At 74.2% G+C, this 25,942-nt stretch carries 24 protein-coding genes, 1 tRNA gene and 1 pseudogene; 17 read left to right on the forward strand and 9 right to left on the reverse strand.

Annotation, left to right across the window (positions count from 1 at the left end; all coding sequences use genetic code 11):
- The first annotated feature begins 3 nt into the window (after nucleotides 1-3).
- Nucleotides 4-1,668, forward strand: a complete 1,665-nt coding sequence (locus IEY94_RS05420) for a DUF2334 domain-containing protein (protein WP_229783351.1) — start codon at nucleotides 4-6, stop codon at nucleotides 1,666-1,668.
- A 60-nt stretch (nucleotides 1,669-1,728) separates the two neighbouring features.
- Here the strand turns inward: IEY94_RS05420 and IEY94_RS05425 are convergent, their stop codons facing one another.
- The 3 genes from IEY94_RS05425 to IEY94_RS05435 all read right to left on the reverse strand — a co-directional run bounded on the left by IEY94_RS05425 (nucleotide 1,729) and on the right by IEY94_RS05435 (nucleotide 3,118).
- Nucleotides 1,729-2,175 carry a hypothetical protein gene (locus IEY94_RS05425; RefSeq protein WP_189168946.1) on the reverse strand — a complete coding sequence of 149 codons (447 nt, stop codon included), beginning with the start codon at nucleotides 2,173-2,175 and terminating at the stop codon, nucleotides 1,729-1,731.
- Complete coding sequence (locus IEY94_RS05430; RefSeq protein WP_189168947.1) at nucleotides 2,154-2,513, reverse strand: hypothetical protein; 360 nt, start codon at nucleotides 2,511-2,513, stop codon at nucleotides 2,154-2,156. Before IEY94_RS05430 ends, IEY94_RS05425 begins: the two co-directional genes overlap by 22 nt.
- Before the next feature lie 116 nt (nucleotides 2,514-2,629).
- A complete protein-coding gene (locus tag IEY94_RS05435; protein WP_189168948.1) occupies nucleotides 2,630-3,118 on the reverse strand; it encodes a hypothetical protein in 489 nt (162 codons plus the stop codon).
- 291 nt (nucleotides 3,119-3,409) lie between these two features.
- Here IEY94_RS05435 and IEY94_RS05440 point away from each other — a divergent pair, with 291 nt between their 5' ends.
- From IEY94_RS05440 to IEY94_RS05450, 3 genes are all read left to right on the forward strand, one after another.
- Nucleotides 3,410-4,378 (forward strand): diacylglycerol/lipid kinase family protein, encoded by a 969-nt coding sequence (locus tag IEY94_RS05440; protein ID WP_189168949.1) that lies wholly within the window; start codon nucleotides 3,410-3,412, stop codon nucleotides 4,376-4,378.
- Between the two features lie 283 nt (nucleotides 4,379-4,661).
- Nucleotides 4,662-4,988: a hypothetical protein gene (locus tag IEY94_RS05445; protein ID WP_229783352.1), complete on the forward strand. Its 327-nt coding sequence runs from the start codon at nucleotides 4,662-4,664 to the stop codon at nucleotides 4,986-4,988.
- A gap of 521 nt (nucleotides 4,989-5,509) precedes the next feature.
- Nucleotides 5,510-5,812 (forward strand): MerR family transcriptional regulator, encoded by a 303-nt coding sequence (locus IEY94_RS05450; protein WP_189168950.1) that lies wholly within the window; start codon nucleotides 5,510-5,512, stop codon nucleotides 5,810-5,812.
- 97 nt (nucleotides 5,813-5,909) lie between these two features.
- Here IEY94_RS05450 and IEY94_RS24250 read toward each other — a convergent pair.
- Nucleotides 5,910-6,119: pseudogene (locus tag IEY94_RS24250) on the reverse strand (DDE-type integrase/transposase/recombinase); the annotation flags it as partial.
- Here IEY94_RS24250 and IEY94_RS05455 point away from each other — a divergent pair.
- Nucleotides 6,036-6,338 carry a hypothetical protein gene (locus tag IEY94_RS05455; RefSeq protein WP_189168951.1) on the forward strand — a complete coding sequence of 101 codons (303 nt, stop codon included), beginning with the start codon at nucleotides 6,036-6,038 and terminating at the stop codon, nucleotides 6,336-6,338. The pseudogene IEY94_RS24250 and the gene IEY94_RS05455 overlap by 84 nt on opposite strands.
- 433 nt (nucleotides 6,339-6,771) lie before the next feature.
- On the opposite strand, the gene IEY94_RS05460 is transcribed toward IEY94_RS05455, so the two are convergent.
- The 3 genes from IEY94_RS05460 to IEY94_RS05470 all read right to left on the reverse strand — a co-directional run bounded on the left by IEY94_RS05460 (nucleotide 6,772) and on the right by IEY94_RS05470 (nucleotide 8,933).
- A tRNA-Arg gene (locus IEY94_RS05460) sits at nucleotides 6,772-6,846 on the reverse strand.
- A 153-nt stretch (nucleotides 6,847-6,999) separates the two neighbouring features.
- The gene (locus IEY94_RS05465; RefSeq protein ID WP_189168952.1) at nucleotides 7,000-7,212 is read right to left on the reverse strand and encodes a hypothetical protein; all 213 of its coding nucleotides are present in this window, start codon (nucleotides 7,210-7,212) and stop codon (nucleotides 7,000-7,002) included.
- Entirely contained in the window at nucleotides 7,209-8,933 is a 1,725-nt protein-coding gene (locus IEY94_RS05470; RefSeq protein ID WP_189168953.1) for a PspC domain-containing protein, read from the reverse strand. The genes IEY94_RS05465 and IEY94_RS05470 overlap by 4 nt, the downstream gene beginning before the upstream one ends.
- A 275-nt stretch (nucleotides 8,934-9,208) precedes the next feature.
- Between IEY94_RS05470 and IEY94_RS05475 the strand changes: the two genes are divergently transcribed.
- Together IEY94_RS05475 and IEY94_RS05480 are read left to right on the forward strand one after the other, a co-directional pair.
- On the forward strand, nucleotides 9,209-10,450 hold the full coding sequence (locus IEY94_RS05475) for an ATP-binding protein (RefSeq protein WP_189169344.1): 1,242 nt from the start codon (nucleotides 9,209-9,211) through the stop codon (nucleotides 10,448-10,450).
- Entirely contained in the window at nucleotides 10,450-11,085 is a 636-nt protein-coding gene (locus tag IEY94_RS05480; protein WP_189168954.1) for a LuxR C-terminal-related transcriptional regulator, read from the forward strand. Before IEY94_RS05475 ends, IEY94_RS05480 begins: the two co-directional genes overlap by 1 nt.
- Nucleotides 11,086-11,094: 9 nt before the next feature.
- Here IEY94_RS05480 and IEY94_RS05485 read toward each other — a convergent pair whose 3' ends face one another.
- Entirely contained in the window at nucleotides 11,095-11,880 is a 786-nt protein-coding gene (locus IEY94_RS05485) for a DUF305 domain-containing protein (protein WP_229783353.1), read from the reverse strand.
- A complete protein-coding gene (locus IEY94_RS05490; protein WP_189168956.1) occupies nucleotides 11,811-12,602 on the reverse strand; it encodes a thioredoxin-like domain-containing protein in 792 nt (263 codons plus the stop codon). Before IEY94_RS05490 ends, IEY94_RS05485 begins: the two co-directional genes overlap by 70 nt.
- 250 nt (nucleotides 12,603-12,852) lie before the next feature.
- Here IEY94_RS05490 and argS point away from each other — a divergent pair, with 250 nt between their 5' ends.
- From argS to rpmE, 10 genes are all read left to right on the forward strand, one after another.
- Nucleotides 12,853-14,517: an arginine--tRNA ligase gene (gene argS, locus IEY94_RS05495; RefSeq protein WP_189168957.1), complete on the forward strand. Its 1,665-nt coding sequence runs from the start codon at nucleotides 12,853-12,855 to the stop codon at nucleotides 14,515-14,517.
- 96 nt (nucleotides 14,518-14,613) lie between these two features.
- Nucleotides 14,614-16,005, forward strand: a complete 1,392-nt coding sequence (lysA, locus tag IEY94_RS05500; protein WP_189168958.1) for a diaminopimelate decarboxylase — start codon at nucleotides 14,614-14,616, stop codon at nucleotides 16,003-16,005.
- A gap of 23 nt (nucleotides 16,006-16,028) precedes the next feature.
- On the forward strand, nucleotides 16,029-17,303 hold the full coding sequence (locus IEY94_RS05505; protein WP_189169345.1) for a homoserine dehydrogenase: 1,275 nt from the start codon (nucleotides 16,029-16,031) through the stop codon (nucleotides 17,301-17,303).
- On the forward strand, nucleotides 17,300-18,355 hold the full coding sequence (gene thrC, locus IEY94_RS05510; protein ID WP_189168959.1) for a threonine synthase: 1,056 nt from the start codon (nucleotides 17,300-17,302) through the stop codon (nucleotides 18,353-18,355). The genes IEY94_RS05505 and thrC overlap by 4 nt, the downstream gene beginning before the upstream one ends.
- A gap of 98 nt (nucleotides 18,356-18,453) precedes the next feature.
- Nucleotides 18,454-19,269, forward strand: a complete 816-nt coding sequence (locus IEY94_RS05515) for a polysaccharide deacetylase family protein (RefSeq protein WP_189168960.1) — start codon at nucleotides 18,454-18,456, stop codon at nucleotides 19,267-19,269.
- 27 nt (nucleotides 19,270-19,296) lie between these two features.
- Nucleotides 19,297-20,544 (forward strand): MFS transporter, encoded by a 1,248-nt coding sequence (locus IEY94_RS05520; protein WP_189168961.1) that lies wholly within the window; start codon nucleotides 19,297-19,299, stop codon nucleotides 20,542-20,544.
- Between the two features lie 24 nt (nucleotides 20,545-20,568).
- Nucleotides 20,569-21,474: a homoserine kinase gene (gene thrB, locus IEY94_RS05525; RefSeq protein ID WP_189168962.1), complete on the forward strand. Its 906-nt coding sequence runs from the start codon at nucleotides 20,569-20,571 to the stop codon at nucleotides 21,472-21,474.
- Nucleotides 21,475-22,030: 556 nt separating this feature from the next.
- Nucleotides 22,031-23,938: a transcription termination factor Rho gene (gene rho, locus IEY94_RS05530; RefSeq protein ID WP_189168963.1), complete on the forward strand. Its 1,908-nt coding sequence runs from the start codon at nucleotides 22,031-22,033 to the stop codon at nucleotides 23,936-23,938.
- 211 nt (nucleotides 23,939-24,149) lie between these two features.
- Complete coding sequence (locus IEY94_RS05535) at nucleotides 24,150-25,436, forward strand: nitric oxide synthase oxygenase (protein ID WP_189168964.1); 1,287 nt, start codon at nucleotides 24,150-24,152, stop codon at nucleotides 25,434-25,436.
- Between the two features lie 198 nt (nucleotides 25,437-25,634).
- A complete protein-coding gene (gene rpmE, locus IEY94_RS05540) occupies nucleotides 25,635-25,862 on the forward strand; it encodes a 50S ribosomal protein L31 (RefSeq protein ID WP_189168965.1) in 228 nt (75 codons plus the stop codon).
- The last annotated feature ends 80 nt before the right edge of the window (nucleotides 25,863-25,942 follow it).

Consider the following 25,942-nt stretch of genomic DNA (forward strand, 5'->3'; position numbering starts at 1 on the left):
ACCGTGTCGGCGATAGCCGCCCGGCTCCGGCGGGCCCTCGCGGCGGCGCTGGTGCTCGTGCTGTCCGGCGGCGCCGTCGGGCCGGTGGCCCTGGCGAGCGTGGCGCGTACCGTCCTGGACCGGCCGGGCGCCGCCCCGGCGGCGGTGGCGGACGCCGTGCTCGGCGACGGCGTGCCCGGCGCCCGCGGCGGCCGGACCCTGGTGCTGTACGACCGCACCGGCCCCTACGGCTGGATGGGCGAGACCTACGGGATCCAGGCGGCCAACCTGGTGTCCCACTTCGGGCCGTGGGCCGCCAAGCCGGCGGCGAGCTACCGGGCCGGGGAGCTGGCGCGGTCCGCGGCCCTGGTCTACATCGGCTCCACGTACGACGAGCCGCTGCCCGCGCAGCTCCTGGCCGACATCCGGGCGTCGACCCGGCCCGTACTCTGGATCAGCAGCAACATCTGGCAACTCAGCCGCATGCCCGGCTTCGCCGCCGACCACGGCTTCGTCGACCAAGCAGCGGACCGGACCCCGGTGACCGGGGTCCGGTACGGCGGCCGGACCCTCACCCGCGACCCGGCCAACGGCGCCGGCATCACCTCGCTGCGGATCACCGACCCGGCCAGGGCGACGGTCCTGGCCGAGGCCGTGCGCAGCGACGGCAGCACCACGCCGTGGGCGGTGCGCTCGGGGAACCTGACCTACGTGGGCGAGATCCCGTTCGCCTTCGCCGGCCACGACGACCGCTACCTGGCCCTCGCCGACCTGCTGTTCGAGCTGCTCGCCCCGCGCACCGCCCCGCGGCACCGCGCGCTGGTCCGGATCGAGGACGTCGGCCCGGACGCCGACCCCGCCGAACTGCGGGCGATCGCCGACTACCTGCACGCGCAGGCGGTCCCGTTCAGCGTCGCGGTCTACGCCCGCTACCGCGACCCCCGCGGCGCGCAGAACAAGGGCCGGCCGCAGGACTACACCCTGGCCGACCGGCCCGAGGTGGTGGCGGCGCTGCGGTACCTGACCGCGCGCGGCGGCACGCTGCTGATGCACGGCTACACCCACCAGTACGCCGCACGCCCCACGCCGTACGACGGCAGCAGCGGCAACGACTTCGAGTTCTACCTCGCGCACGTCGACGACAAGGACTCGGTGATCCTGGACGGCCCCGTCCCCGACGACTCGCCGGAGTTCGCCCGCCAGCGCATCGCCGCCGCCCGCGACGTCTTCGCCCGCACCGGCCTGCCCCAGCCGACGATCTTCGAGTTCCCGCACTACGCCGGCAGCCCGACGAACTACCGGACCGTACAGGCGGAGTTCGGCCGCCGGTACGAGCGATCCCTGTACGCGCCGGGCGTGCTCAGCGGCCGCCCCGACTTCACCCGGCCGGTCGGGCAGTTCTTCCCGTACCCCGTCCGCGACGTCTACGGTTCGGTGGTCGTACCGGAGAACATCGGCAACATCGAGCCCGGGGCGTACAACCACCACCCGGTGCGCCTGCCGGCCGACCTGATCGCCTCGGCCGAGCGCAACCTGGTGGTCCGCGACGGCGTCGCGAGCTTCTTCTACCACCCGTTCCTCGGGGTGGACCACCTCGCGGCGACGGTGTCCGGGATCAAGGCCCTCGGCTACACGTTCGTCCCCGCCGACGCCATGGTGGAGTCTGCTGTCTCAGCGGACGCCAACTGACGCGATTCCCGGGTCGCCGCCGGGTCGAGCGGGAGCCGCGGGTGGGATTCGGTCGGCCGGTCAGCCGGCCTGCGCGGCCGGCGGCGGCCGCGCAGGGTCGGCGGCGTCCGGGCCGGGGAGGCCGTGGGCGGTGAGCAGGCGCCGGTAGCCCTCCTCGGTGCCGATGAAGCGCCGCTCCCCGGGGTACGAGACGTAGTAGCGCAGGACATCGGCGAGGAACCACGGGTGGACCCGGCCGACGGCGATCCGGTCCAGCCGGACCAGCCCGGTGCGGCGCACCGGAGCGGGGTCGCGGAACACGAGCGACAGCCGACGGGGCCGCGAATCGCGGCCCGGCGTACCCGGTTTCATCGCGTCCCACGGCACGGTGAGCCGACCGCCCGGCGTCCGGTACCGCAGCCCGTCCTCGCGAATCTCCAGCGAGACATTGACCCACGCGAGCCAAGCGTGGTGTTCGTACATCAAGAAGATCAGCACGAGGAGGATCAGCAGGACCCGGGACAGCACCCCGATCGGGAACTCATCTTCATGTCCAGCGTGAACTGCACGAACAAGGAAATCGGGAACAGCAGCATCGGACCGGCGGCAGCGGCCGGCCCGTGGTGGAGCGGAACCACGAACCGGCGCCGTTCCGGGTCGACGCGAAGCTGCGGCGGCGGCGTACCGGATGTGCCGGACATTGCCGGGAGCAGCGCCACGAGCGCCGCCGCGTACATCGCGACCATGACGAGATCGATATCGGTGTCGTCCGGGGCGAGCGCCGCCAGTGTCACCGCAGCGGCACCGACCAGGTGAATGGCCACGATGACGGCGCGCCGCCACCGCACCATCAGAGGCCCGTCCACCGTTGCGAGAATACGGACGCCGTACCCGAGCCGCGTCGGCCATTCGCCCAACCCGGCCCGATTCCGGCCTCGAACGGCGCGTTCATCCGAATCAGCGCGGTGAACGCGGACGCGGTTCATCGCCGCGGCGAACGGTGCTGGTGCCGTTCGTGTATCCCGCCATTGCGCACCCACGTGAGACCGTTGAGTACCAGCGCATGAGGCGGCTCTGATGGCAGGTGCAGCAGCACCTCGGTCCGCCGGCTGCCGGCGCACGGCGCGAGCCCGTCGCCGGTCAGGTCGTCGGCGACGACGGTCGCCCGGACCCCGGACGGGGACCCGGCCACCCTGCCCGCCCGCGGTACCTGCCCGCGGTGCGGTCCGCCACGGTGGACGTCCGGGTCGATCGAGACGGCCCGCTCGTCCCCGCTCAGCCGGACGGCGTGCGCGGAGGCCTCCCGGGTGTCCCAGTGCCCGCGACCGGCATCCGGGATCGGCCGCCCGGCCCGGCCGCCGATCCGCCGCAGCGCGGCCGTGCCGACGCTCGCCGTCATCGTCACGCCGCCGCCCTCGCGACCCACGCCGACCAGGACCACCGGGTAGTCGTCGCTGTCGCTCCGGGTCACCGCGTCGGAGTCGGTTCCGGTAGGCCGGCGATCCCGGCCTCGGTACGGAGACTCGGCGCACCGCCAGCTCACGCCGGTGGTGCCGCAGTTGTATCGGTACCGGCCGGTCTCGAGCGGAACCCGGGCCATACCCGCAGTCCTCGTCGGCGAGCACTTCGGGCCGCCGCGGCTACGATCACCTCGTCGGGAACCAGGTGACCGCCCTTCGAACAGGCGTGTACCGCCGCTGCACATTCTGACTTTCGCCGTCCGCCCTGGTGGTGAGAACACCTGCTGAGAGCGAGTGCCAACATGGCCGTTGCGGAGGGGGACCGCCGCACCAACCCGGCGCCCCGGTCGGCAGTCGTCGTCAATCCGTCGAAGGTCGAGGACCTCGACCACCTGCGACATACCGTCGAGGACGTGCTTTCGCGGGCAGGGTGGCCGCCCCCGCGATGGTTCGAGACGAGCGCAGCCGATCCCGGCCTCGGGCAGGCCCGTGATGCTGTCGAGTCGGGTGCGGAGGTGGTCTTCGTGTGTGGCGGTGACGGGACGGTGATGTCGGCGGTGTCCGCGTTGGTGGGAACCGAGGTTTCCATGGCGGTGCTGCCGGCCGGGACCGGTAACCTGCTCGCCGCGAACCTGGGTTTGGCGACTGATCTGGGCGCCGGCCTTGCCGTGGCGCTGGAGGGCGGCTTGCGGCGCCTCGACGTCGGCAGGGTCGAGGGCCGGCATTTCGTGGTGATGGCGGGAATGGGTTTCGACGCGCACATGCTCGATGCCACGTCGGACACTGCCAAGGCGCGCATCGGCTGGCCTGCCTACGTCCTCGGTGCCGTCAAGCATCTCCAGGATCGCCCGATACGGGTCACTGTCCGTGTCGACGGTGCAGCGCCGGTGCGTCGGCGCGCTCGTTCGGTACTCGTCGCCAACGTGGGCCGGCTCCAGGGCGGAGTACCGCTGTTCAGCGAAGCGCAGCCCGACGACGGCGTGCTGGACATCGCGATTCTGACGCCCAACACGTTGCGAAAGTGGATCGCGCTGGGTTGGGGGCTCGTACGGCGCAGAAAGGGGGTCCCGTCGATCGAATTCTTCCGCGGCGCGCGGGTCGAAGTCACCAGTGACCGGCCCCAGCCGCGTCAACTCGACGGCGATCTCGTCGAGGCCAGTGACCGGCTGGTCGTCGAGGTGGTCCCGCAGGCCTTATTGCTGTGCGTGCCCCGGCCCGCCGAATCCCCGGACCTCGCTGCCCGCGCCGATGCCGCGGCGAAACCGGCGTAGGCACCCGTCAGGGCCACTGGTCGTGGTTGCGCCGCCGACGACCGGGCGTGGGATCGGTCGTGTCGGCTTCCGCGTCGGGGGGCGAGGTGCGGCGCGTCAACGGGCCGGACGAGTTGCCTACCGGCTGGTCGAGGTTGGAGCGGCCGCGGATCCGCCCCCGGCCGCGATCGGCGTCCGGCGCGGCGCGTCTCCCTCGGGTGGGTGAGTCGCGGGCGGCGGTTCACGTGAGGGCGTCCCGGGTATGCGCCCGGCATCTCGCTGACCGCGAATGTCGGAGGCTCTCATGATCGATCCCCACGTCCGGCTCGACGCGGCGACGCTCGGGCCCGTCGGACGCAAGTTGGTCCATCCCTTGGAGGAGCAGCTCACCTCGGCCATGCAGCGAGCGGCCGAGAACGTTGACGACGAGTATCACGGGGAAGGTGTGCCGGAGGTCGCCGAGGAGCTGCTGGCGGAGACCCGCAGTGGTCTGCACCCGGATATTGCCGCGGCGTTCGAGCCCGACGCCGGGAGGTCGCCGTACAGATCGTCCGCCACCACTGCGGGCCCGCGGGCCGGGGGACCGGCGAACTGTCCGGGTGATCGGTGGGTCCCGGCGTGCGGACCGTGAGGGTCCACACAGCTCATGGGTCTCGCGCCCGTGCCGAACACCGTGCGCGGCCCTGCCCGCCGAAATCTATGTTCGAGGTACTAGACATGCGGACGTCCCTCGGCTAGAGTTTCGGGAGTTGGAAGGCAAGCTAGTCTAAGATGCAGACGTAGCAGCGCGGCCGTCGGCCGTGATGGACCATCGGATCGAAGTGGCACCGGCTCGACCTGCATTTCGCCACCTGACGCGGATCGTTGCGTCGAGGCGGGTGGTCGAGCTCGTGTGCGGGAGTTGTTGGTAGAGGAAGGGGTCGGTCCGTTCACCACTGATCGCCCGCTCGTCGGTCGCCTTCGCGGCGGAGCGGACACCGTTGTCATCTGAAAGAAAGGTGGTCTCGGTCACGCTTACGCGATCTCCGCAGGTGCTCTCACATAGGGCCCCAGGGCGGATACACAAGCCGAATTTTTCTCGGTAGTTGGTGTTCTGTCCAGTTCCCCCGGGCCCCGGCGCTACCGCGCCGGGGCCCTCAACATGGAGGCTGAATGAGACCCAACCCCGACGACATGTTCGGCGACGAGGACTACCCCGCATACACCATGGGCCAAGCCGCAGAGATTGTTGGCGCTACTCCCGATTTCCTGCGCAGTCTCGACCAACTTAAGCTGATCAATCCGCACCGCTCCGACGGCGGCCATCGACGCTACTCCAGGTATCAGCTCCGCCTGGCGGCTCGAGCCAGGGAAATGGTAGATCAGGGCACCGCGCTCGAATCCGCCTGCCGCATCATCATTCTCGAGGACCAGCTCGCCGAGGCTCAGCGTCTGAACGACACCCGGAAACCTTGACCCCGCTGTTCCGCCTTGCCGCCGCCGTCGTTACCGAGACCGGCGGCGTCCTGAGCCTCGCACCGATCGCGGGGCGCCGTCCCCGGCAACCGCCGGGCAGGCCGAAGAACGACTCCATGGCCGCGTTGTCCCCGGCCGTGCCGACGCGGCCCATCGACCCGACCATGCCGTGGCGTGCAGGGCAGCGACGAACTTTCTGGAGCGAAATTGACCCGCGGTCGGTGTGCAGAACGCAGCCGGCCGGGCGACCACGTCGGGCGGCGGCGTTGTCCAGGGCAGCCACGGCCAGGCGGGACTTCTGGCGGGCGATCTGCAATACCCGGCACGTCACCGCCACGGCGATCCCGTCAGCGGCCAGCTTGCTCACGAGCGGGTGGAATCTTTCGACTCACTGCGGGTCACGCCCGGATCGGCCACGTCAGACGCGTTCGACAAGGCCGCGACGGTCGAGTTTCTTTCCGCCTTGCTGTGGCTCACGGCGGCGGGCCGCTGGCCTTGGACTGCCCTCGGTGGGAGCGGACTCTGAGCAGGACGCGTTGAATGGCGTCCGGCGATTGACGGCTCAGCCGGCATTTTCCCTGGTCAGGAAAGTGCGGAACCCGGCAGGGGCTGGGCTGCTCCAACCTGTCTGCCGTTGCTGGCCGGTGCCCCCACGCCGGGCGACGTACGAGTCGTCCATACCTGCGGCCGCCCGCCTTGTGACCGCGGCACGAAACCTGAGGCAACTCGTTGCCGGCGTTGACCTGCGCGAGATGTCCGTGAGGAGTCGCGACCGTATTGCGCAGGTTCTGGTTGAGATGTGTAGGGTGCCCTGCGCGACTCGAACCTGCGACAACTCAAGGCCTTGCTGAGCTGGACAAACATCCGAGTGGTCACCCGTCAGCTGGCATTCAGCCGGGGGTAGTGGTCGTCGTCCAGTGATGATCATGGCTCTGAGCTGCGGAAATACTGTTCGTAGGTGGTGCCCCCGGCAGGATTCGAACCTGCGCCCCCGCCTCCGGAGGGCGGTGCTCTATCCCCTGAGCTACGGGGGCTCAGCGACCGGGTCAGCCTAGCAAAGCGCCCCCGATCCCCTCGAACCGGCATCCCCCACCCCCTCCCACCAGCGGCGGAAGCCGGGCACGACGAAGGCCGAAGCGGGGCCGGACAGTCACCCAACGACCGCCCGACCCCGCCGATTCCCCGGTTCAGTCCGCGTCCGCCCGGGACCCGACCCCCAGCACCGCCCGCCCCGCGGCGACCAGCCCGAGCACCCCGAAGACCCCGAGCGCCCCCACCACCAGCCACCCCGCCGAGGGCAGCCGGACCTCGGCCTCGTACCGCAGTACCCACCACGCCGCCCCCGCCAGGAACAGCAGCGCGAAGCAGAGCGACAGGATGTCCGTCCGGTGCGTCCTCATCGGGTGACCTCCACGTTCCCGGCGCGAGCCGTCAGGTTCAGTTCGAGGGTGCCGCCGGCCGTACCGCCGGTGCCCTGGTCGGTGCGGGTGGCGGTGGTGTCCCAGCCGGTGCGCTGGTCGAAGCCGAACACCGACACCCGGCCGGCCTGCACCCGGCTGGACGTGGTCACGTTCACCGTCGGCGGGACCACGATGCGCAGGTGGGCCACCTCCGCCGTCGCGTTCACAGCGGTGGTCGTGCCGGCGAAGTTCACCCGGCTCAGGTCCAGCGTGCCCTCGCCGAAGCGGCGTTCGTACGCCGGTTGTACCTCCGCGACCGTGCGCGGCGCCCAGACGATCGCGGCCGTGCCCACCTCGCGGTCCCAGTGGTGCGCCGCGGACGCCCCGCCCAGCGCGATCAGCAGGACCAGGCCGAGCGGGATCAACGCCCGCGCCCGCCCGATCCAGGCGCCGGCGAGCAGGCCGAGGCCGGTCACGCCGAGGGCGGTGGCGACGTACGTGCCGCCCTCGATCGCCCGGACGTCCGCCAGGTCCAGCACCCCCAGCGCCCCCAGGGCGAGCAGCGCCACCGAGATGGTGATCAGGCCGAGCGGCGAGCGCTCGCGGGGGCGCTTCGCCGGTCGGGGGGCCGGCGGGGGCGCGGGGGGTGCGGGCGGGCCGCCCCACGGTCCGTGCGGGGCGAAGGGCGCGGTGTACGCCGGGGTGGCGGGCGGGGCCGGCGCGGGCGCCGGCGGGCGCGGCGGGGTCGCCGGGCTGCCGGCCGGGACCGGGCCGAAGAACGACGTGCCGGGCTCCGGCCCCAGGCCGATGCGGCTGAGTACCGTCGGGCCGGTGCCGGTGGCGCGGTTGGCCAGCAGGGCGATCGCGATGAGGACCGCCGCCGCGAGGACCAGCGCGCCGCCGTTACCGATCGTGACGCCGAAGGCGATCACCGTACCGACGGCCACCGCCACCGTCACCCCGTTCGGGGTGCTGGAGCGGCCGCGGCCGAGCAGGGCGTCTACCGGCGAGCCGGTGTCGCCCTCGGCGGGGGAGATGAGCCAGAGGATCAGGTACAGCAGGATGCCCACGCCGAACAGGCCCAGCACGGACAGCACGATCCGCCACAGGATCGGGTCGGTGCCGGTGACCCGGCCGAGGCCGGCGCAGACGCCGGTGAGGTAGCGGCCCCGGACCGGCCGCACCAGCCCGTGCCGGAACAGCGGCCCCGGCCCACCGGTACCCGCCGACGGACCACCACCCGGTCCGCCCGCCGCGCCGGCACCCGCCCACGCCTCACCACCCGAACCGGCATCCGCCGCCGGCCCGCTTCCCGTGCCGGTACCCGCCGCCGGTCCCCGGCCCGGCCCGCTTCCGTCGTCCGCGCTCGTCGACGGCCCGAAGCCGGTCGCGCCGCCGGCACCGGGCGGCGGGGCGCCGAGCCCGTCCGCCGGGTCGGCAGCCGCACCCGCGCCGGAGCCGACCGGAGCGTCGGCGCTCGTCGCCCGACCCGCTCCGGCGCCGGCATCGGCGACGGGGTCGGCCGCTCCCGGACCGCCCGAGTGCGCTCCCGGTACCGGGTCGGCGTCCGGGCGGTCGGTGGTGCGGGGGAGCTGCGCCGTCGGGTCGTCGGACCCGGGCGCGTCGGTGTCGGGCCGGTACCAGTGGTCCGCCGCGGCGGGCCCGGGCGGCGGGGGATCGGTGGGAGGCGGACCGGTCCGGTCCGTGCGGTCATCGCTCATGCCATCGATCCTCGCCGCCCCGCCGCCCGGCCGGATCCGGTACCGACCCCGAGGCGACCCCGAGATTTCCCGGCCCCGGACTCGGGGTCGTCCCCGAGGGCGCCCCCGCCCGCACGTGCGACGATCGGGAGCGAACCGCGGCCACCTCGGCCCGGCCGGCGAGCGGCCGACCGGGCACGACGAACAGCACAGCAGCGCGGACAACAGCAGCGAGAACGACGCCAGATAGAAGACGACGGCACCGGCGAGGGGAGGCGGTCATCGACACGGTCGGCATCGACGTGCCGCGGCTGGCGCGCTCCCGCGACGGGTACCTCGTCGTCGGCGTCGCCGCGGGCATCGCCGCGCACCTCGGCGTCCCCCGGGTGGCCGTCCGTGCGGCGTTCGTCGTGCTGGTCGCGTTCAGCGGGCTCGGCCTCATCCTGTACGCCGCGTTCTGGGCCATGCTGCCCGAGCGGGCCGCCGACGGGACGGTCGGCGAGGCGCGGTCGCTGGCCCGGCTGGTGCCGTTCCTGGTGATCGGCGCGGCGATCGTCGGCGCGCAGCTCGTGGGGGAGGTGCCGCAGCTCAACCTCATCGCCGCGATCCTCGTCGCCGTGATCGTCGGCGGGGCGGGGATGATCTGGCACCAGACCGACCGGGAGCAGCGGCGGCAGTGGCGGGCGGCCGTGCCCGGCGCGCCGTGGCTCGGCGTGGTGGTGCAGGAGTCGGACCGGCGGCTGGTCGCGCTGCGCTTCGTCGGCGGGGCCGTGCTGGTGGCCGCGGGGCTGATCGGCGTGGTCGCCGTGTACGCGCCGGTCGGGCGGTTCGACGTGCTGACCGTGCTCGGCGGGATCCTGTTCGCGCTGGTCGGCGTGGCCGGGGTGGCGCTGGTCGCCGCGCCGACGCTGTGGCGGCTGTTCGACCGGCTGCGGGCCGAGCAGGCCGGGCGGATCCGGGAGCAGGAGCGGGCCGAGTTCGCCGCGATGGTGCACGACCGGGTGCTGCACACGCTCGCGCTGATCCTGCGCAACGCCGACGACCCCGGTACGGTCCGGCGGCTGGCCCGCGGGCAGGAGCGGGCGCTGCGCAACTGGCTCTACCGGCCCGCCGGGTCGCCGGCCGAGCGGTTCGGCGCGGCGCTGGAGGCGCTCGCGGCCGAGGTGGAGGACACGTACGGCATCGGCGTCGAGGCCGTGGTGGTCGGCGACGCCGCGGTGGACGACGCGGTGGCCGCGCTGGTCGCGGCGACCCGGGAGGCGCTGGTGAACGCCGCCCGGCACGCGGGCGTGCCGACGGTGTCGCTGTACGCGGAGGTGGAGCCGGACGAGCTGAGCGTGTTCGTCCGGGACCGCGGCCGCGGCTTCGACCCGGGTGGGGTACCGGACGACCGGCACGGGGTACAGGGGTCGATCATCGGGCGGATGCGCCGGCACGGCGGTGGCGCCGAGGTGCGCAGCGCGCCGGGCGACGGGACCGAGGTGCGGCTGCGGCTGCCGCACACCGCGCCGGCCGCGGCCGGGGACGAGGGGGAGTGATGCTGCGGGTGTACCTGGTCGACGACCACGCCATGTTCCGCGCCGGTGTGGTGGCCGAGCTGGCCGGGCGGGTCGAGGTGGTGGGGCAGGCGGGCACGGTCGCCGAGGCCGTCGCCGGCATTCCGCGGGCCGCGCCGGACGTGGTGCTGCTGGACGTCCACCTGCCCGACGGCGGCGGCGCGGCGGTGCTCGCCGCGCTGCACGCGGCGCTGCCGGACGTCCGGTTCCTGGCGCTGTCGGTGTCCGACGCCGCCGAGGACGTGATCGGGGTGATCCGCGCCGGCGCCCGCGGGTACGTCACCAAGTCGATCTCCGGCGACGACCTGGTGGACGCGGTCCGCCGGGTCGCCGAGGGGGACGCGGTGTTCAGCCCGCGGCTGGCCGGGTTCGTGCTGGACGCGTTCGCCGGGCGGGTCGACCCCGCCGCGGCCGACCCGGAGCTGGACCGGCTGACCAACCGCGAGCGCGAGGTGCTGCGGCTGCTGGCCCGCGGGTACGCGTACAAGGAGATCGCCAAGGAGCTGTTCATCTCGGTCAAGACGGTCGAGACGCACGTGTCCAGCGTGCTGCGCAAGCTCCAGATGTCGAACCGGCACGAGCTGTCCCGCTGGGCCGCCGACCGCCGCCTGGTGTGAGCCGGGGCGCTAGTGCGCCGGCAGCGGGGTGCCGCCGAGGCGGGTGAGCAGCCGGGTGAGGTTCTTCACCTCGGCGTCCTGCACGCCGCGCATCGTGCCGGCCGCCCGGGCGACCTCGGCGTCGTCGGTGCGCTCGAGTACCCCGTCCAGCATGTGCACGCCGCCGAGGTGGTGCCGGATCATGAGCTGGAGGAACAGCACGTCCAGCTCCCGGCCGGTGGCCGCGCGCAGCCGGGTCAGGTCGGCGTCGCTGGCCATGCCGGGCATCTGCCCGTCCGCGGTGAGGTGCCGTTCGGCGGGCGGCATCCAGGACATCGGCGGGTCCGTCGAGGTCGGCGACACGCCCCACTCGCGCAGCCACGCCTGCATCATCCCGGTCTCGGTGAGCTGCGCCATCGCCATGTCCACCGCGAACGACCGCACCTCGTCGTCGCCGGTCTCGCGGAACGCGATCAGGGACATCTCGATGGCCTGCGCGTGGTGGTTGTCCATGTCCCGGGCGAAGCCGGCCTCGGCCGAGTGCTCGCCGGGGGTGCGCAGCGTGGTCGCCAGCCAGAGCCCGCCGGCACCCAGCAGGACGCCCAGGACCAGCAGCAGCGCCAGCGCCGGCGTGCTGCGCAGCCACCCGCCGCGCGGCGCGGCGCCGGCGGCGGCGGGGTCCGGCTCGGCGGCGGTCGGCTCCGCGACCGCCGTGTCGGTGCCGCCGTCGGCGTCCGTCATCGCGATCAGCCGGCCGGGGTGCCCTGCGGCAGGTCGATCGGCGTCGTACCGGTCGAGGTGACGCCCTCGGAGCACGGCACGTTCTCCACCGCGGCGTTCTTGCGGAACGCCTTGATGAACTGGTTGACCCGCTCGTCGTCGGCGGAGTCGAGCTTGAGCTGGTACCCCCACGCCTGGAGCGAGATCGGCGCGCTGAGGTTCGGGAACGGCGACAGGATCATCCGGTCCCGGTTGCGCACCTTCGCGGCCAGCTTGTCGACCTGGTCCTTGGCGACGTCCGGCCGGTACGTGATCCACACCGCGCCGTGCTCCAGGCTGTGCACGACGTGCTCGTTGGCGATCGGCGCGTCGAAGACCTCGCCGACGCAGTTCTGCCAGCGGGCGTTGTGCGGGCCGGCGACCGGCGGCAGGACGTCGTACTTGATCGGGCCGGTCTTGTGGTCGCCGCCCTGCACCAGCTTCGGGTCCGTCTTGCGGAAGTTGGACAGGCCCTTGATGTCGTCGGCGGTGACCTCGCTGTCGTTGCGCACCACGGCCACCACGCCGAACGCGACGATGCCGACGGCGAGCAGCCCGACGAGGGAGAACAGCAGGATCGGCCCCCAGGGCCGGTCGCCCGCGACCTTGACCGGCTTGATCGGCTTCCGCGGGCCCTTGCCGCCCGGCCGCCCGGCGCCCTTGCCGCCCGGCTTGCCCTGCCCGGCCTTCCCGCCCGGCCTGCCGGCGCCCGCTTTCGCCCCGCCCGTGCGGACCACCGACGGGTCGCGCTGGCTGTCACCGGTGCTGCTGATGCTCATCGTGCCTCGTCATCCGTCGGGATTTCGGTTCACCGCGCCGCGGCTCGGGGTGCGCCCGCCGCCCGGCCGCCGCCGGGCGGTGCCTGTCGGGCCGGCCACCGGACGGGCAGGACCCCGCCGGGGCCGCCGGGCCCACCGACGGCCGATAGTACCCCGGTTCCCCGGGTGCCCCGGCCCGCTGCGAAAACCCCCGATTCCGGCGCTCGGGCCGGTCCGGTAACGGGCTCGACCGGCTCGGTAGCATACGGAAGTGACTCCCGACCAGCTCGCCGAGACCGTGCTCGCCGCCGTCCGTGACGTCTTCGCCGCCCGCGGCCTCGACCCGGCCGCCCTGCCGGCGACCACGGCGGTCGAGCGACCGCGCAACCCGGAGCACGGCGACTACGCCTCCACGCTCGCCCTCCAGGTCGCCAAGCGGGTCGGCGTGGCCCCGCGCGAGCTGGCCGGTGCCCTGGCCGAGCGGCTGGGCGCCGCGCCCGGCATCAAGTCGGTGGAGATCGCCGGGCCGGGCTTCCTCAACATCCGGCTCGACGCCGCCGCCGCGGGCGAGCTGGCCCGGGTCGTGGTCGAGGCCGGGCCGGCGTACGGGCGGTCGGAGCGGCTGGGCGGCGAGCGGATCAACCTGGAGTTCGTCTCCGCCAACCCCACCGGCCCCGTGCACCTCGGGCACACCAGGTGGGCCGCGGTCGGCGACGCGCTGCGCCGGATCCTGACCGCCGCGGGCGCCCGGGTCGACAGCGAGCACTACACCAACGACGCCGGCCTGCAGGTCGAGCGGTTCGCCGAGTCGCTGTACGCGGCGGCGACCGGGCGGCCGGCGCCCGACGAGGGGTACGCCGGCGGGTACGTCGCCGACGTCGCGGCCCGGCTGGTCGCCGCCCACCCGGGGCTGCTGGACGGGCCCGCCGACGCCGCGCTCGCGGTGTTCCGGGACGAGGGGTACCGGGTCATGCTCGCCGATATGCGGGCCAGCCTGGAGCGGTTCGGCGTGCACTTCGACGTCTGGTTCTCCGAGCGCACGCTGCACGCCGGCGGCGCCGTCGAGCGGGCGCTGGCCACGCTGCGGGCGCAGGGCCACGTGTACGACCACGAGGGCGCGGTCTGGCTGCGCACCACCGACTTCGGCGACGACAAGGACCGGGTGCTGATCCGGTCCAACGGGGAGAAGACGTACTTCGCCGCCGACGCCGCCTACTACCTGGACAAGCGCGGCCGCGGCTACGACCGGTGCATCTACCTGCTCGGCGCCGACCACCACGGGTACATCGGCCGGCTGCGGGCGATCGCCGCCTGCGCCGGGGACGACCCGGCGGCGAACATCGAGGTGCTGATCGGGCAGCTCGTGAGCCTGCTGCGCGGGGGCGAGCCGGTCCGGCTGTCCAAGCGCGCCGGGACGCTGATCACGCTGGACGAGATCGTCGAGGCCGTCGGCGTGGACGCCGCCCGGTACTCGCTGGCCCGCTCGTCGACCGACTCGCCGCTGACGCTGGACATCGAGGAGATCACCCGGGCGGCGAACGACAACCCGGTGCACTACGTCCGGTACGCGCACGCCCGCTGCTGCTCGGTCCTGCGCAACGCCGCCGAGCTGGGCCTGGACCGCGGCGCGGGGCTGCAACCGGCGCTGCTGGCGCACGAGCGGGAGAACGTCCTGCTCAAGAGCCTGGGCGAGTTCCCGGCGGTGGTCGCCACGGCCGCCGAGCTGCGCGAGCCGCACCGGGTGGCCCGGTACCTGGAGGAGCTGGCCGCCGACTACCACCGGTTCCAGTCGACCGACGCGTGCCGGATCCTGCCCCGCGGCGACGAGCCGGCGACGGATCTGCACAGGGCGCGGCTGTGGCTGGTCGAGGCGACCCGTACGGTAATCGCCAACGGCCTCGACCTGTTGGGCGTGTCGGCACCGGACCGCATGTAGCGGGGCCCGGCGGCGGCGCGGACCACCCCCCGCCCGGGGCCGTGGACCATGTCGAGGAGCTATTGAGGTGGGCATCGTGATTTTCGGAGCCGGACGATGAGCGGGCGCGCGCACGAGGCGGGTGCGCTGCACCAGGAGATCGGGCACCGGGGGCCGGAGTGGCTGCGCCCGCCGGCCGACGTCAACGCGCTGCTGCCGCGGCTGTGGTCGCGGTCGGTCGCCCGCGGCGACGACGGCGAGCTGGCCGTCGCCGGGCACCGGGTGAGCGCGCTGGCGGCCGAGTTCGGCACGCCGCTGTTCGTCCTGGACGTGGCCGACTTCACCGCCCGCTGCCGCGACTTCGCCGAGGCGTTCGCCGACGCCGACGTGTTCTACGCCGGCAAGGCGTTCCTGTCCCGGGCGGTGGCCCGCTGGGTGGACGAGTGCGGCCTGCACCTGGACGTGTGCACCGGCGGCGAGCTGGCGGTGGCGCTGTCGGCCGGGTTCCCGCCGGCGAGGCTGGGCCTGCACGGCAACAACAAGTCGACCAACGAGCTGGCCCGGGCGGTCGACGCCGGGGTGGGGCGGATCATCGTCGACTCGTTCCACGAGATCGAGCGGCTGACCGCGCTGGCCCGCGAGCGCGGCGTCCGGCAGCGGGTGCTGCTGCGGGTGACCTGCGGCGTCGAGGCGCACACCCACGAGTTCATCGCGACCGCGCACGAGGACCAGAAGTTCGGCCTGTCGCTGGCCAGCGGCGCCGCGCTGGAGGCCGCGCTGCGGATCCTGGACGACGGGGTGCTGGAGCTGGCCGGGCTGCACTCGCACATCGGCTCGCAGATCTTCGACGCGTCCGGCTTCGAGGTGGCCGCGCGGCGCATCCTCGGCCTGCAGGCGCAGATCCGGGACGCGCGCGGCGCCGAGCTGCCCGAGCTGGACCTGGGCGGCGGCTTCGGCATCGCGTACACCAGCCAGGACGACCCGGCGCCGGCCAAGGAGCTGGCCGAGCGGCTGCGCTCGATCGTCACCGACGAGTGCCGGGCCCGCGGGCTGCGCGAGCCGCGGCTGTCGATCGAGCCGGGCCGGGCGCTGATCGGCCCGGCGATGCTGACCCTGTACGGGGTGGGCACGGTCAAGGACGTCGACGGCCTGCGCACGTACGTGTCGGTGGACGGCGGGATGAGCGACAACATCCGCACGGCGCTGTACGGCGCCTCCTACTCGGCCACGCTCGCCTCGCGCCGGTCGACCGCGGGCCCGCTGCTGACCCGGATCGTCGGCAAGCACTGCGAGAGCGGCGACATCGTCGTGCAGGACGAGTTCCTGCCGACGGACATCCGGCCGGGAGACCTCGTCGCCGTACCGGGGACGGGCGCCTATTGTCGCAGCATGGCGAGCAACTACAACCACGTGCCGCGGGCGGCGGTCGTGGCCGTGGACGAGGCGGGCGCGCGGCTGATCGTGCGCCGCGAGACCGAGGAGGACCTCCTCCGGCTGGACGTCGGATGAGCGCGCCGGGCGGCGACCGGCCGCTGCGGGTGGCCCTGCTCGGCTGCGGCACGGTCGGTACCGAGGTGGTCCGGCTGCTGCACGAGCAGTCGGCGGACCTGACCGCGCGGATCGGCGTACCGATCGAGCTGGCCGGCATCGCCGTGCGCCGGATCGGGCGCGACCGCGGCGACCTGCCGGTGGACCCGGCGCTGTTCACCACCGACCCGGCCGAGCTGATCACCCGGGACGACATCGACGTCGTCATCGAGGTGATCGGCGGGATCGACCCGGTGCGCGGCTGGCTGACCACGGCGCTGCGGGCCGGCAAGAGCGTGGTGACGGCGAACAAGGCCCTGCTGGCCGAGGACGGCGCCGCGCTGCACGAGGCGGCCGCCGCGGGCGACGCGGACCTGTACTACGAGGCCGCGGTGGCCGGGGCGATCCCGCTGCTGCGCCCGCTGCGCGAGTCGCTGCACGGCGACACGATCACCCGGCTGACCGGCATCGTCAACGGCACGACCAACTACATCCTGTCCGCGATGGACGCCACCGGCGCCGGCTTCGCCGAGGCGCTGGAGCGGGCCACCGAGCTGGGGTACGCCGAGGCCGACCCGACCGCCGACATCGAGGGCTTCGACGCGGCGGCGAAGGCGGCGATCCTGGCGTCGCTGGCGTTCCACTCCCGGGTCACCGCCGCGGACGTGTACCGCGAGGGGATCACCGAGGTCACCGCCGCCGACGTGGCGAGCGCGGCCGAGATGAACTGCACGATCAAGCTGCTCTGCCTGGCCGAGCGGGTGGACGACGCGGTGTCGGTCCGGGTGTACCCGGCGATGATCCCGCGGACGCACCCGCTGGCCGGGGTGAACGGCGCGTTCAACGCGGTGTTCGTCGAGGCGTCCGCGGCCGGCGAGCTGATGCTGTACGGGCAGGGCGCCGGCGGCGCCCCGACGGCCAGCGCGGTCCTCGGCGACCTGGTCGCGGTGTGCCGCAACCGGCGGGCCGGGGTGCGCGCGCCCAGCGAGTCGGCGTACGCCGACCTGAAGGCGCGGCCGATCGGCGAGGCGCTGACCCGGTACCACGTGCGGCTCGACGTCGCCGACCGGCCGGGCGTGCTGTCCACGGTGGCCGCGGTGTTCGCCACGCACGACGTCTCGATCGCGACGGTCCGGCAGGCCGGGCGCAACGACGACGCGTCGCTGGTGATCGTCACCCACCGCGCGCCCGACGCCGCGCTGGCCGCGACGATCTCGGAGCTGCGCGCGCTGCCGATGGTCCGGTCGGTGGTCAGCGTGCTGCGGGTGGAGGCGCTGTGAGCAACTGGCGGGGACTGATCGAGGAGTTCCGGGACCGGCTGCCCGTCGGGCCGGACACGCCGGTGGTGACGCTGCTGGAGGGCAACACGCCGCTGCTGCCGGCGCCGGCCCTGTCGGCGCGCACGGGCGCGGAGGTGCTGCTCAAGGTCGAGGGGGCGAACCCGACCGGGTCCTTCAAGGACCGCGGGATGACCGTGGCGGTGGCCAAGGCCGTCGGCGCGGGAGCGCGGGCGGTGATCTGCGCCTCGACCGGCAACACGAGCGCGTCGGCGGCGGCGTACGCGGCCCGGGCCGGGATCACCTGCGCGGTGCTGGTGCCCCGCGGCAAGATCGCCATGGGCAAGCTGGCCCAGGCGCTCGTGCACGGCGCCCGGCTGGTCGAGGTCGAGGGCAACTTCGACGACTGCCTGGCGGTCGCCTCGAAGCTGGCGCTGGAGTACCCGGTCACGCTGGTCAACTCCGTGAACCCGGACCGGCTGCACGGCCAGAAGACGGCCGCGTTCGAGATCGTCGCCGCCCTCGGCGACGCCCCGGACGTGCACTGCATCCCGGTCGGCAACGCGGGCAACATCAGCGCCTACTGGCTGGGGTACGGCGAGGACCACGCCGCCGGCCACGCCACCCGCCGGCCGCGGATGTTCGGCTTCCAGGCCGCCGGGGCGGCGCCGATCGTGCGCGGCGAGGTGGTCCGCGACCCGGAGACCATCGCCACGGCGATCCGGATCGGCAACCCGGCGAGCTGGACCCTGGCCACGGCGGCCCGGGACGAGTCGGGCGGGCTGATCGACGCGGTGACCGACGACGAGATCCGCGCGGCGTACGCGCTGCTCGCCCGCGAGGTCGGCGTGTTCGTCGAGCTGGGCAGCGCGGCGAGCGTCGCGGGGCTGCTCAAGACGGCGGCCGACGGCCGGCTGCCGCGCGGCGCGCGGGTGGTCTGCACGGTCACCGGCAACGGCCTGAAGGACCCGGGGTCGGCGCTGGAGAGCGCGCCGGAGCCGGTCTCGGTACCGAACGACGCCGGCGCCATCGCCGCCCGCCTCGGCCTCGCCTGAGTCGGATACCCGATTTCCCCGGTCCGCCGGGTGGCCCGCGCTCGTTAGCATCGCTCCCCACCGGCACCGGTGGGGAGCGATGCGGCGACGGGGGCGGCATGGACGGGGAATCGGGGGCGGGCACGACCCGCCGGGGCTGGCTGCGCCGGGCCGGGCTGCTGGCGCTGGGGGCGGGCTGCGGCGGCGCCGGCGCGGTCGGCGGGGCGGACCTGCTGGACCGCGCGCTGCCGATCCGCGGCGGCGCCGCGTCGGCCACCACCGCGAGCCGCGGCGCGCACCCCGGCCTCGACCGGCTGGACGTGCTCTGGTCGATCCGCACCGAGCGCAAGCTGGTGGCGCTGACCTTCGACGACGGCCCGAAGCCGAACTGGACCACGCTCACCCTGGACACCCTCGACGCGCTCGGCGTGCCGGCCACGTTCTTCTTCGTCGGCGACCGCGCCCGCCGGTACGCCGGCGTCGTCCGCGGCCGGATGGACCGGCACGAGGTCGGCAACCACTCGTGGCGGCACCACGACCTCGCCCGGCTGGACGCCGGCGCCGTCCGCGCCGACCTGGAACGAGCGCACGACGCGATCGCCGCCGCCACCGGGCGGACGCCGCGGCTGTTCCGCCCGCCGTACGGGCACCTCGGCGGCTCGACCCTGCTCGCCGCGAGCGAGCTGGGCTACCGGGTCGTGCTGTGGAGCCGGCAGATGGTCGAGTCCCGGTTCCCCGGCGACCCGGCCGGGCACGCCGCGCACGTCGCCGCGGGGGTGGCGCCCGGCGCGGTGCTGCTCGCCCACGACGTCGGCCCGGCCGACCGGCTGGTCGCGCTGCGCGGGCTGCCCGAGCTGGTCCGCCGGGTGCGGGCCCGCGGGTACCGGTTCGTCACGGTCGGCGAGCTGCTGCGCGCCGGTCACCCGGTGGGCTGAATCCGCTCCGGCGGGTAAGGTGCGCTGGTGTCTTCACCCCTTCCCCCGTCCTCCTCCGTGCTGGGCCTGCTCCGCCGCAACCGGGACTTCCGCCGCCTGTTCGCCGCCGAGCTGGTGCTGTTCGGCTCGGACTGGTTCGTGCTGGTCCCGCTCCTGGTCCTGCTGCCGACCCTGACCGGCAGTGGCCTGCTCGGCGCCCTCGTCCTCGCCGCCTCGACGGGCGCCGGCGCGCTGCTGCTGCCCGTCGGCGGCTCGTTCGCCGACCGGTACGACCGGCGCACGATCATGCGGCTGGCCAACCTCGCCGCGCTGGTCGGCGTGCTGGCCATGCTCGCCGTCCGGGACGCGGCGACCGCCTGGCTCGCGCTGCCCGCCGCCGGGGTCGTCGCCATCGCCAAGGCGTTCTACTCGCCGGCCGCCGGCGCCGCCCTGCCCAACGTCGTCGACCCGGCCGACCTGGCGCTCGCCAACGCCATCGCCGGCTCGGCCTGGGGCACGATGGCGATCGTCGGCGCCTCGCTCGGCGGGGTGCTGGCCACCACCGTCGGGCCGTACGTCAGCTTCGGCATCGCGTTCGCCTGCCTCGCGCTGGCCGCGGCGCTGCTGTGGGGGATCCGCCGGCCGCTGCAGGCGCCGCGCGAGCCGGCGAGCGTGCCGACCCGGACGTTCGCGTCGGTGCGCGAGTCGCTGCGGTACATCAACGCGAACCCGCGGGTCCGGGCGCTGGTCACGGTGAAGTCCGCGGTCGGGCTGGGCAACGGCGTGCTGGCGACGTTCCCGCTGCTCGCGCTCGCGTTCGGCACCGGCGGCTGGGGGACGGGGCTGCTGTTCGCCGTCCGCGGCGCCGGGGCGCTGATCGGGCCGCTGCTCATGCGCCCGGTGCTCACCCACCGGCGGTGGCTGCTGCCGGTGCTCGGGCTGTCCATGGCGACGTACGGGCTGGCGTACCTCGGGGTGGCCGCGGCCGGCTGGTTCCCGCTGATCCTCGGCCTGGTCTTCCTCGCGCACCTGGCCGGCGGCGCGAACTGGGTGACGTCGAACTTCGCCCTCCAGCACGAGGTCCCGGACGGGCTGCGCGGCCGGGTCATCGCCACCGACATGATGCTGGCCACCCTGGCGATCTCGGTCAGCCAGCTCGTCGTCGGCGCGCTGCTCGGCGCGGTGTCGGTGACCGGGCTGATCGCCGGCTGCGGCGCGGTGACCCTGCTGTACGCGGCCCTGTGGCGGCTGGGGACCCGCCGGCTGCCCGCGCCGGCCCACCCGGCGGCCGCGTGAATGATCACCCGATAGCCTGATCACGTGTCCACTCTCCTGTCCGAACCCGTGACGGTCCGCGCGCCGGCCAGCAGCGCCAACCTCGGCCCGGGCTTCGACGCGTGCGGCCTCGCCCTGGACGTGTACGACGAGGTGACCGCCCGGGTCACCGGGGACGCCGCGGGCGTGCGGGTCGAGGTGGCCGGCGAGGGCGCCGGGGCGCTGCCGGCCGACGAGCGGCACCTGGTGGTCCGCTCGCTGTACGCCGGGCTCGACGCGCTCGGCGTCCGCCCGCCGGGCCTGGCGGTGCGCTGCCGCAACGCGATCCCGCAGGCCCGCGGCATGGGCTCCTCCTCGGCGGCGATCGTGGCCGGGCTGGTGCTGGCCCGGGCGCTGGTCGCCGGCGGCGCCCGGCGCTGGCCGGACGCCGCGCTGCTGCGGCTGGCCAGCGAGATCGAGGGGCACCCGGACAACGTGGCCGCCTGCCTGCTCGGCGGGCTGACGATCGCCTGGACCGAGGCCGACGGCGCCCGGGCGGTCCGGCTGACCCCGCACCCGGAGCTGCAGCCGGTCGTCTACGTGCCGACCGGCCAGGGGCTGACCGCGCACGCCCGGGCGGCGCTGCCGGCGGCCGTCCCGCACCGGGACGCCGCGTTCGCCGCCGGCCGGGCGGCGCTGCTGGTGCACGCGCTGACCGAGCGGCCCGAGCTGGCGTTCGCCGCGACCGAGGACCGGCTGCACCAGCCGTACCGGGCGGCCGGCATGCCGGACACCGCCGCCCTGGTCGGGCGGCTGCGCGCGGCGGGTGTGGCGGCTGTGGTCAGCGGGGCGGGGCCCAGCGTGCTGGCGCTGTCGCCGGTGCCGCCGGCCGCCGAGCCCGGGCCGGAGTGGAAGCGGCTGGAGTGCGCCGTCGCGGCCGGGGCCGCCCCGGTGCCCGATTCCGCCGGCTGAACCGTACGCCGGCCGGTCGCGGGCAACGAGGCACGGACGGGAAAGTTGCGGGCGCCCGTGCCCGGCGTCGCGCGGCGGGGTATGCTGGACACGCCGCACGGCACATAGCCGCAGGTAGCTTGCCGTAGCCAGCGGAGTTTTACTACGCTTCCGGCAAGCACAGTTCGCGCAGTTGGCGATCTTCAGTGGGTTGACCCGTTCGATGGGCCTCCAGCCCGATCTCGACGGCCGATCCGTCATCTCGTCAAGCAGCCTTGTGTTCCACCGTCTTGACGGGTCGCTGACCTGCGGCGTTCGCCCCCGGTCCGGACTCGCTCCGGCACGACCGTTGGCGAAAGTGTCCGTCCCGGCCGCTGGAGGCGTAGCGGCCCGGTACGGGAGACGCGGGCACCACCTCCCCCCACCCGACCGGGCCGGGGGGGTCGGTACCCGCGCGGCTGTGCCCCACCCCCGCACTTGCGTATGCCGCGCAGGGCGCGGGGTCTACCGAGGCCACCCGAGCGGTGCTGGCGTGTTCCAGCCAGGTCGGCCCCGGCCCACCGAGGGAAGGAATCCATTGAGCGACACCACCGACGTCACGTCGGATGCCCCCCAGGTCGAGGCGGCCGGCACCACGCGGCGGCGGCGGTCCGGTACGGGCCTGTCCGCGATGCTGCTGCCGGAGCTGCAGAGTATGGCCACGTCGCTCGGCATCTCGGGCACTGCCCGGATGCGCAAGAGCGAGCTGATCGCGGCCATCTCCGAGCGCCAGGGCGGTACGCCGCGCCAGCGTGAGGTAGCGGCCGACAGCGGCCGGGAGGCCGTCCGGGCCGAGGTCGCCGCGGAGCCGGCGGCGGAGGCGGCGACCGACGCGCCGGCCCGCGAGGGCGGCCGCCGGCGGCGCAACCGCGACGAGGCGGGCCGCGCCGACGAGGCCGAGGCCGCCGAGGGCACCCGCCGGACGCGCGAGCGCGGCGACCGCGACCGCGGCGACCGCACCGAGCGCGACCGCACCGAGCGCGACCGCACCGAGCGCGACCGCAACGACCGCGGGGAGCGCGCCGAGCGCAACGACCGCGACCGCAACGAGCGCGGCGACCGGGACCGCAACGAGCGCGACCGCAACGACCGGGATCGCAACGACCGCGACCGCGGGGAGCGCGCCGACCGCGACCGCAACGACCGCGATCGCAACGACCGGTCACGCGACCGCGGCGGCGAGCGGGCCGAGCGGGACGACGACGACGAGAACGGCGGCCGGCGCAACCGGCGCAGCCGCTTCCGCGACCGCCGCGGCCGCCGCGGCGAGCGCGAGGGCGGCGGCAGCGAGCCGCCGGTCGGCGACGAGGACGTGCTCGTCCCGGTCGCCGGCATCATCGACGTGCTGGACAACTACGCGTTCGTCCGCACGACCGGCTACCTGTCCGGCGCCAACGACGTGTACGTGGCCATGTCGCAGGTCAAGAAGCACGGCCTGCGCCGCGGCGACGCGGTCACCGGCGCCGTGCGGGCGACCCGCGACGGCGACAGCAGCAACCGGCGGGACAAGTACAACCCGCTGGTCCGGCTGGACACCATCAACGGGATGGAGCCGGAGGAGGCGCGGCGGCGGCCGGAGTTCTACAAGCTGACCCCGCTGTACCCGCAGGAGCGGCTGCGGCTGGAGACCGAGCCGCACGTGCTCACGACCCGGGTCATCGACCTGACGATGCCGATCGGCAAGGGCCAGCGGGCCCTCATCGTCTCGCCCCCCAAGGCGGGCAAGACGATGGTGCTCCAGGCGCTCGCCAACGCGATCACCCACAACAACCCGGAGTGCCACCTCATGGTGGTGCTGGTGGACGAGCGGCCCGAAGAGGTCACCGACATGCAGCGCTCGGTGAAGGGTGAGGTCATCGCCTCCACCTTCGACCGGCCGCCGTCGGACCACACCACGGTCGCCGAGCTGGCGATCGAGCGGGCCAAGCGCCTGGTCGAGCTGGGGCACGACGTGGTCGTGCTGCTGGACTCGATCACCCGGCTGGGGCGGGCGTACAACCTGGCGGCGCCGGCCAGCGGCCGGATCCTGTCCGGTGGTATCGACTCCACGGCGCTGTACCCGCCGAAGCGCTTCCTCGGCGCCGCCCGCAACATCGAGAACGGCGGCTCGCTGACCATCCTGGCGACCGCGCTGGTGGAGACCGGCTCGGCGATGGACAACGTCATCTTCGAGGAGTTCAAGGGCACGGGCAACGCGGAGCTGAAGCTCGACCGCAAGATCGCGGACAAGCGGATCTTCCCGGCGATCGACATCCACCCGTCGGGTACGCGCAAGGAGGACATCCTGCTCGCGTCCGACGAGCTGGTGATCATCCACAAGCTCCGGAAGGTGCTGCACTCGCTGGACTCGCAGGCCGCGCTCGAGCTGCTGCTGGACAAGCTGAAGCAGAGCAAGACCAACATCGAGTTCCTGATGCAGATCGCGAAGACCACGCCGGGGGAGTAGCGCCACCGGCCGACCGGGTCGCCGGGCGCGTGCGCCCAGTGATCCAGCATGCTCGATGCGGCGGGCGACGGATCGCACTGGCGGTCCGTCGCCCGCCTGTTTCCGCAGGGTTCAATTGTCCTTACGTCCGGTTTGGCGGTTCTGTGACCTGGCTGCCCGCGTTGCTGTGTGTCAAATTTTGCTCGCACACAGTTTCTGTAGGAGGCGGCGCATGAGGGTTCCCGGCTACCGCGACACCCCGCCGCGGCCTTGGGACGCGGCGGCCGACGTCGATCCCGCCGAGGCCGCGGAGTTCCTGACCCGGTGCTACGCGGAGAACCCCCGGCTCGGCCCGGTGGCGCCCCGGCTCGCGCTCGTCGCCGCGCAGGTCGAGGCCACCGGCACGTACACCCACACCCCCGACGAGCTGACGTACGGCGCCCGGCTCGCCTGGCGCAACTCCAGCCGGTGCATCGGCCGGCTGTACTGGCGGAGCCTGATCGTCCTCGACCGGCGCCGGGCGAGCGCCGCCGACGACATCTTCTCCCTGCTGGTCGAGCACCTGCGGATCGCCGGCGGGCAGGTTCCGGTCCGCGAGCCCGGCCGGAGACGCACCGGCGGCGACGCCGTCAAGCAGGGCCACATCCGGCCGGTCATCTCGGTCTTCGCGCCGGCGGTACCCGGCCGACCGTATGCGCGGCTGTACAACGAGCAGCTCATCCGGTACGCCGGCCACCGCACCCCGGAGGGCGTCGCCGGCGACCCCCGGTACATCGAGTTCACCGCCCGGATGCAGGAGTACGGCTGGCAGTCCACCGGCAAGCCGTTCGAGGTGCTGCCGCTGGCGGTCGAGACCCCCGCCGAGGGGGTGCGGCTGTTCACCCTGCCGCCGGACGCCGTGCTGGAGGTGCCGATCCGGCACCCCGAGTACGAGTGGTTCGACGAGCTGCACCTGCGCTGGCACGCCGTCCCCGCGATCGCGAACATGCGGCTCGCGGTCGGCGGCGTGCACTACCCGCTGGCCCCGTTCAGCGGCTGGTACATGGGCAGCGAGATCGGCGCCCGCAACTTCGCCGACCTGGACCGGTACGACCTGCTGCCCGAGGTCGCCCGCCGGCTCGGCCTGGACACCTCCCGCGAGTCGACGCTGTGGCGCGACCGCGCCCTGGTCGAGCTGAACCGGGCCGTCCTGTGGTCGTTCGAGTCCGCCGGCGTGCGGATCGCCGACCACCACACCGAGTCCGACCGGTTCCTCAAGCACGTCGCCAACGAGGAGCGGGCCGGGCGCGGCACCCCCGCCGACTGGACCTGGATCGTGCCGCCGATCTCCGGCGGCGCGACCAGCGTCTTCCACCGGTACTACGAGGAGGCCGACCAGCGCCCGAACTTCTACCTCGACGCCGAGGCCCGGCACCTCGGCAAGTACGGCGAGCCGCCGGCCGCCGGCACCGCGACCGCCCCGCGCCCGCGGGCCGCCCGCTGCCCGGTTTCGGCCCACCTGCCCGATCCGGTGCCCTGAGCGCAGCCCGGCCCGGCCCGCCGCCGGGCCGGGGAATAGCGCCGGTCGCCGGGCGTTGTACCCGGCGGCCCCCGCGGCCGGCCCCCGGGCCGGCCATGGCAGACTGGGGGGCCGGCTTCGGTACCGGTTCACGCCGACAACCACCCGCCACGCGAGGGGTGGGGCGACCCGGCGACCACGACGAGAGGACACGCCGAGATGCGCAAGGGAATCCACCCCGAGTACCGCGACACGACGGTCACCTGCTCCTGCGGGACCACGTTCGTCACCCGCAGCACCGCCCCCGGGGCGAGCATCCACGCCGAGACGTGCAGCGCCTGCCACCCGTTCTACACGGGCAAGCAGCGGGTGCTCGACACCGCCGGCCGGGTGGCGAAGTTCCAGCAGAAGTACGCCAAGGTGCAGGCCAAGAAGGCCGGCAAGTAGCGCGTCCCGGCGCCCGCCCACCCGCATCGGGAGGGGCGGGCGCCGTTCGCTGTTCCCGGCCGGTACGGCCGAACCCCCGC

It is taken from the genome of Pilimelia anulata (genome assembly GCF_014647895.1).
GTDB lineage: Bacteria > Actinomycetota > Actinomycetes > Mycobacteriales > Micromonosporaceae > Pilimelia > Pilimelia anulata.